The 7368-nt window shown below is 27.5% G+C and carries 4 protein-coding genes; 2 read left to right on the top strand and 2 right to left on the bottom strand.

What is annotated here, in order from left to right; all coding sequences use genetic code 11:
- Both ACR0QS_RS09085 and ACR0QS_RS09080 read right to left on the bottom strand, forming a co-directional pair.
- On the bottom strand, nt 1–1422 hold a 1422-nt coding region (locus ACR0QS_RS09085), incomplete at its 3' end, for a hypothetical protein (RefSeq protein ID WP_432633124.1).
- A gap of 18 nt (nt 1423–1440) precedes the next feature.
- The gene (locus ACR0QS_RS09080; protein WP_432633123.1) at nt 1441–5517 is read right to left on the bottom strand and encodes an AAA domain-containing protein; all 4077 of its coding nucleotides are present in this window, start codon (nt 5515–5517) and stop codon (nt 1441–1443) included.
- 248 nt (nt 5518–5765) lie between these two features.
- Between ACR0QS_RS09080 and ACR0QS_RS09075 the strand changes: the two genes are divergently transcribed.
- Both ACR0QS_RS09075 and ACR0QS_RS09070 read left to right on the top strand, forming a co-directional pair.
- Nucleotides 5766–6509 (top strand): YebC/PmpR family DNA-binding transcriptional regulator, encoded by a 744-nt coding sequence (locus tag ACR0QS_RS09075; RefSeq protein WP_432633122.1) that lies wholly within the window; start codon nt 5766–5768, stop codon nt 6507–6509.
- Between the two features lie 126 nt (nt 6510–6635).
- The coding region (locus ACR0QS_RS09070; protein WP_432633121.1) for a basic amino acid ABC transporter substrate-binding protein at nt 6636–7368 on the top strand (733 nt) is incomplete at its 3' end.

The following is a 7368-nucleotide window of genomic DNA, read 5'->3' as shown; positions in this document are numbered from 1 at the left end:
TTCTTTAAGTTTTTCTATATTATTTATTTCGTTTACTTTACTATTTTTAGATATTATATTAACGAGTATATTTTTAGCTTCATTATCGTTTAATTTTATTTTTTTCGCTTCGTTTATTATACTTCGTAAAAAATCTAAAGAATCGCCTATTTCTTCAATATTATTAAAATGTTTAACGATATTATTTTTAAATATATTATTATCTTTAGAAACGAATAAAGGCAAAAGAACTATTCGAGCGTCATAATATATATGTTTATTTATTAATTCTTCTTCTAAATCTTTAAAATCGTTATTATATGAGCATGAATAACCTAATACGATATTTTTCTTTCCAAAATCGTTATAAACTTCAAAATCGGCGATGCATAAATTTGTTTTATCTTTATTTAAAGCAATGCAATTATCGAAAGGCATATTTTCATTTATATTCACAATCATTTTTTTATCTTTTATATCTATAGAAAAATTTTCTTTTCCGTAAATTAAAAGCAAATTAGTATTTATCTTTTCGTAATCAATTAAGTCTTTATAGCTATTGTTTACAATTACAAAATCTCTGTTATTCAATATATTTCTTAATTTATCTGAGATGGATTCGGCGCTAAATATATTAAGTAAATTTTGAAAATTGCCGTAATCAAAAGATTTAAATTCTATCATTTCCATATTTTCTAATTTAAATAAATTGTCTATATTCTCAATTAATAATCTATTGAATATTTCTTTATCTTTATAATTAATCAATTCCAATTTGCCATTTTCTAATATATTTATTTCATCGTTTAAATCTCTCCATAAAATTTCAGTTTCGCCCTTATCTATATTTTTTATTTCCGAAGTCGGTTGAAGCCAAGTAAATTTTCCTCTGTCTTTTTTCTCTTCTAAAATTTGCCTCGCTCTATTTTCATCAAAAATCAAATCTGAATTATTTGAAAGTTCTATTCCTTTATGTTCTCTTTTCAAATCTATTTTATTATCAGCTTCCAATTTCAAATCGTTTTCTAATTTATCGTAAATAAAAACTATTTCTTCTTCGGATTCTTTTCCAGGAATCAAACCTCGCTCCTGCAATTCTCTTCCATGTTGAGTCAAAGCCAAATGAGATAACGATACGCTATCAAGAGAAATATTTTCATCTATTAAATTATTTTTATCTTCTATAGCGTTAATTCCTATAAGTTCAATAATCGAAGGTTTAACCAAAATATCGGTATCGGGAACAAAAAGCATTCCCTCTATTATTGTTTTTAACGATATATTGGTATATTCGTTATCGTTGGAATATATTTTTATCAATTCTAATATCATCCATTCTATAGCTGTAGATTTTCTTGATGTAAAATGTGTTACTACAGATTTATATTTTGCATAAGGTTTAGAAAAAAATATTTTACCCGCGTTTTGCATTTGTATTTTCATAACTTCTCACTCTAATATTTATTTTTTATCGCCTTTGTTATTATTACGATTATTTATATTATTATTTTGCTTATTATTTTGTTTATTTTTATTTGCATTATTATGATTATTCCTATTATCGTTATTTGAATTTCTATTATTTTTATGATTTTTATTATATTCTAAAATAATATCCGCTTTATTATAATCTATAACACAGTCGCTTTGGAAAAAGCAAGCGTTTCTATAAAGATATTCTATAATATCCTTATATACTTTTCGTTTGAAAATTCCTTTTCTATCCATATACGGCATTTCTACATCCAAATCTTTATAAAGCGTTTCTGCTCCAATTATAAATAAAGCGTTTTGCGCTCTTGAAAATGCTACATTTACTCTTTCAAATGCGGTTATATGTTTGGAGCGAGATTTTCCCGATTCGGGATTTCTAACCAAACTAACTATAATTATTTCTTTCTCTTTTCCCTGAAATCTATCCACCGTATTAACATCTATATTTACCGCCGAAAAATCAAATTTCTTTCTTCTCTCCTTTTTTATCATATCTCTTATTCTATTAACTTGAAGCTGATACAAACTTATTATTCCTACCGAAACTTGTCTTCCTAAATTAAGTTTTTTATATTCGGTTGCGATTTTCTTTACTAATTCTACCGCTATATGAGCTTCCAATACATTATATATAGAAGTGCTTGTGGAAGTCATAGATTCGTATATTTTTTCTTCTTTGCTTTGCCTCGTTTTTATAACGGAAGAATCTATCCAATATGCATGTCTGTCTTTAGTTATAAATGGAAGATTATTTATTCTTTTTATTTCTAATAAATGTGCTTTAGCTTCGTTTTCTTTTTCTTTAGTCATTCCCGATTCCAATAAACCAGATTTTAATCTATTTTCATAAAATCTATTTATAACCTCCATTATATCGCTATGCATCCTAAACTGACTCAAAAGCGAATGTTTTATATTCTCGTCTGCCTCTTCAAAATATTCTTTAAATATAGAGGAAGTAACCATATTTTCAAACTTTTTAAAATTTTCTTCAGTAAGAATTTGTTTTACTTCTTTATTTTCATCCGTATCCTCTATATTGTCCACTATCTCTTTATAAGACCTTTCATATTCTCCAAATAGGGGAGGAAGCTGCCTATGGTCTCCCACTAATATAACTTTTTTCGCTTTAAGCATAGGTATTAAAAGTTCGGGCGGAGTAGCCTTGCTTACCTCGTCAATTATAGCGACATCAAAATGCTTAAATTCTTTCTCTTCCAAAATTTTAGGATTTTCCGTGCAAGAAATTCCAACGACATTGCATGAATTTACATAAGTTTCTTTATAATATTCGTTTTCGTATTTAATATCTATATTCTCAAGTTTATTGTTAAATTCTTTTATAAAATCTCCAAATTTATTTTTTAAAGCTTCTCCGTCTTTAATTATATTTGATAATTCCTGTCTCCTATTTTCAAGTCGGATATAAATATCGTTATCGTTAATATCGTTTTCAATATTATTTTCTCTTTTTAGTTTATTTATTTTATTATCAATATCTTTTAAATATTCTCTCGTTTTATTTTCTTCTTCTGAAATAACTGACAATCTGCCTTCGCTTGTTTTCAATTCGTTTTCTTTTTGTTTATAATCTTCCTCTTTAAGCGACAATTCATAATTATCTAAATAACTTTTCATATTATGCAATACTTTATTAATATTGTCCACTTCCGCAATATTTTTATTTATTACTTCTTTTATGATATTAGTGTCTTTTGATGTCATAAATTCATTTTTTATATTATCCGAGAGTAAAGCCTTATGAGTTTCTTTTAATTCAAAAGTATCCATTTTGAAATTAGATATTTCTTTATTTAATTTTCTAAATTCATCCGATAATTTATCATATTCTTCATCGCTTATATCCGAAACTCCCATTTTATCTTTTATTTCATCTCTTTTAGATTTTAAAGACTCGAGTTCTGGATTAGATTTGTTATCGGACTTTGAAACCAAAGAAGTCAAATCATAAAATCTATAAACATTTTTAAATATTTCTTTTAAACCATTTGTTAAAATATCGTTTCCCATGTCGTCAATATTTATATTTCTAATATTTAATCTGTCTAAATTTATTTCGTTTAGTAAATTTAAGGGCAATATTATATCGTCCAATATTTTAGAAGTCAAATCTTTAGGAAGAACAAAGTCGCTTTCGGAATCTTTATTATTTATTAAACCGTTTATAAAATTATTAAAAAGGTTCATTTGATTTTTTATTCCGTTTATTTCGCTATTTTTATTTTTTATCTCATTAATATTATTATTAAGATTTTCTATATCGTTATTTAAATTATTTCTTTCTTCAACTAATTTATTTAATTGCTCATTATAATGACTCTTTTGTTCCAAATATTGTCCAATATCTCTCAAATGAATTTCTATATTATTTAAAAACTTCTCGTTATTTTCCCAATTATTTAAATAATTTTCTTTTAATTTATCCGAAATATTGCTAAAAAAATATTTTAATACTTTATCTTCCGTCATATGAGCTATATCTTCTGTAGTTTTTGACGCGTTTAATCTTATTGCTCTAATTACGGGTTCTTTTGCAAGTCTTTCCAAAGCGTTATCCACCGCTAAATTTGTTTGTGATGCTATCAATACTCTTTCGCCTCTTAAAGCAAATTGATATATGGCTTCGGCAATAACCGTAGTTTTTCCAGTTCCAGGAGGACCTTGTATTAAGCAAACATCTTTAGTGGCAATCATTTTCCTAACCGCTAATTTTTGATGTTCGTTATTTTCTATGCCTTTATTAAGCCATTTCTCGATATTTACATTTTCTATAGAAGGAACTTCCGCTTTTTTAATATCGAAAAGCCATTGAGCCAAATTTGGAGAATAGCCTTCGTCTCTTCCTAACTTTGAAATCGCTTCTCGCAATCTTCTATTTAAAGCGAATTCTCCAACCGCGGATAAAGCCAAAAATCCGCCTTCATCTCTATTTATTTTTCTAATAATTTCATTATTAATAAATTCTTCCATTTCAGTTTTGTTAAGTTCTTTATCTCTTATTTCATCGTAATAGTCTTCTCCTATTTCAAAAGCCATTTCTATCAAATAAGGATTTTCTGAAATTTTTTCTATATTATTTTTATATTCGCCGTTAATATTGAAATCTCGTCCTTTATATAATTTATCGCTATTATTAATTTTTTGTATTTCTTCGGGAGTAGGATTATAAGGCATTTCTTTAATTATATCTGAAAATTTTCCCAAATCTACCGCCCTTCTTAAACTTCTATTTTTTTCGTTAAAATTAAATTTCCATTTGTTAGTCGAGTAATTATTATCAAATACTTTTATATTCTCTCTTCTTAAATATTTTATAATTTTCTCAAAATCTTTTTTAGACGGAGATACAAGTTGAAAAACTATATTTGGCAAATCTCTTCTATCGTCATAATAATAATAACAGTTAAAATATTTTATTCCTGCAAGCCTTATTTTTACAAGCTCTTGTTTCCATGATAAATATTCTCTCCAATTTTCAAGATTTTTATTTAAATGTTGCCTTATAGATTCTGAATTATTAATTAACTCATTTAAATATTCTCCTCTATGTCCTTCAGGTATATTCGTATGATAAGGAACAACTTTTATTTCCAATTCGTTATCTTTTTTACCGTCATATTCTCCGATAACAGAAATTTCATTTATAACAAAAAATCCAATCCTAATAAATCCTCTGAAAGACAAAGTTAAATTATCTGGCATTCTGTCTTGCAAAAATGTTCCTTTTTGAGGTCTTAAATACAATTTCCTAATATTTTTTTCTTTATTATTTTTCTTTTCATCAATAATAGTATATGAAGCATTAGTAAAATAAAAAATATTTGTATAATCTTCTCTAAAAACTTCTCTAATTAAATAGTTTAAATTTTCTTCATCTGTAGCTTCTTCGTCTAAAAGTTGCGGGAGTTCATTTTTTATATTTCTAACGCTTTCTTTAAGTTTATTATTTTTATTTTCTTCAGTATCTAGTTTATCTAGCTTTACAAAAATTTTATCTAGTTCGTTATCATTATCATAATTCATCTTATTAGACTCCTTTAAATATTAGAAAACTTAAATATTTTTTCAAAATCCAATCATTTATCCATAATTCTATACTAATTTAATTAAATTTATTATAAAAACATATTATAATATATTTTTTATTTTTTTCAATTATTAAATAAATTGTGAATATTTGGGCAATTAAAATATTTGACAGCAATTAATTTTTATTATATAATTTGTCCCAATAAATAATTAAAACAATAATTTTTTAATAGAGGTGCAATATGTCTGGACACTCCAAGTGGGCAAGTATTAAACATAAAAAAGCGGCAAACGATTCAAAAAAAGGAAAAATTTGGTCTAAAATAGCGAAAGAAATAACTATCGCAGTAAAAGAAGGCGGAAGCCCCGACCCCGCGCAAAATGCAAGATTGAGAATGGTTATAGTTAAGGCTAAAGGAACGAATATGCCGAACGATAATATAGACAGAGCGATAAAGAGAGGAGCGGGCGGAGGAGACGGCGCTACTATAGAAGAAATATCTTACGAAGGATATGCGCCAGGCGGAGTTGCAATTATAGTCGATGTAGCAACGGATAATAAAAACAGAACCGCTGCGGAAATAAGGTCAATATTTAGTAAAAACGGCGGAAATTTAGCGGAAAACGGAAGCGTATCTTGGCAGTTTAAGAAAAAAGCGATTGTTATGATTCCTTCGGCTGGAAATACGGAAGAAAGTTTAATGGAAATAGTTTTGGATGCTGGAGCGGAAGATATAGAACAGGACGGAGAAGTATTTACGATAACGGGACCTATGGAATCTTTATCTTCGATAGTCGATGCATTGAAAGAAAAAGGAATAGAACCCGAAAGCGCCGAAATAGTTCGAGTGGCTGATAATAATATGACTATAGCGGAAAACGAAGCTAAAAAAGTTATGAAAATTATTTCTTTATTTGAAGACCATGACGATGTTTCGGCAGTCGCTACGAATTTGGAAATCACCGATAATCTTATAGAAGAATAAATTTCAAAATTATTTTTAATCATTTAAAAAAATAATTAATTTTCCACTTGATTTTTTTGAGTAATAATATAAAATTCTACAAATAATAATCTTATAAAAAATTTTAAACTATTGAAGGAGTATATTATGTTCAAAAATAATATTCTAAAAGTAATTGTAGGTTTTGCGATTGTTATTATCGCGATTATGAGTTGCGGAGAAAAAAGCAGCAAGCTGTATATTGGAACAAACGCCGAGTTCGAGCCTTTTGAATACAGAGACGGTGAAAATATTATAGGTTTCGATATTGAGCTTGTAAACGAAATAGCCAAACTCATAAATGTGGAAATTGAAATTAAAGATATGGCTTTTGACGGTTTGCTTCCAGCATTACAACAAAAGAAAATCGATTTGATAATTGCGGGAATGACGGCGACTGAAGAAAGAAAAAAGAATGTCAATTTCTCCGAGTCTTATTATAAATCACAGCAGGCAATAGTAGTCAATAACGATGAAAACGGCATAAATAATTTTGACAATTTGAATGGAAAAGAAGTTGGCGTGGTTTTAGGATATACGGGAGATATAATCGTATCGGAACTTCCAGATGTTAAAGTTCAAAGATATAACGCAACTTCCGAAGCGATTATAGGACTAAAAGCGAAAAAAGTTCAAGCGGTGGTTTTGGATTATGAACCCGCTAAAAATTATTCGGCTCAAAATCCAGAATTAAAATTGATTGAAACTGATTCGGAAAGCGAAGAATATGCCATAGCCATAAGAAAAGAAGATACTCAACTTTTGGACGATATTAATAAGGCTTTGGCTACTCTTAAAGAAAACGGAACTTATGATGCTTTATTAAATAAATATTTTAAAT

The sequence above is a fragment of the Brachyspira sp. genome (genome assembly GCF_050873525.1).
Classification (GTDB): Bacteria; Spirochaetota; Brachyspiria; order Brachyspirales; family Brachyspiraceae; genus Brachyspira.
The sequence above is the reverse complement of the archived record's forward strand: the minus strand, read 5'-3'. Positions and strand labels throughout refer to the sequence as shown.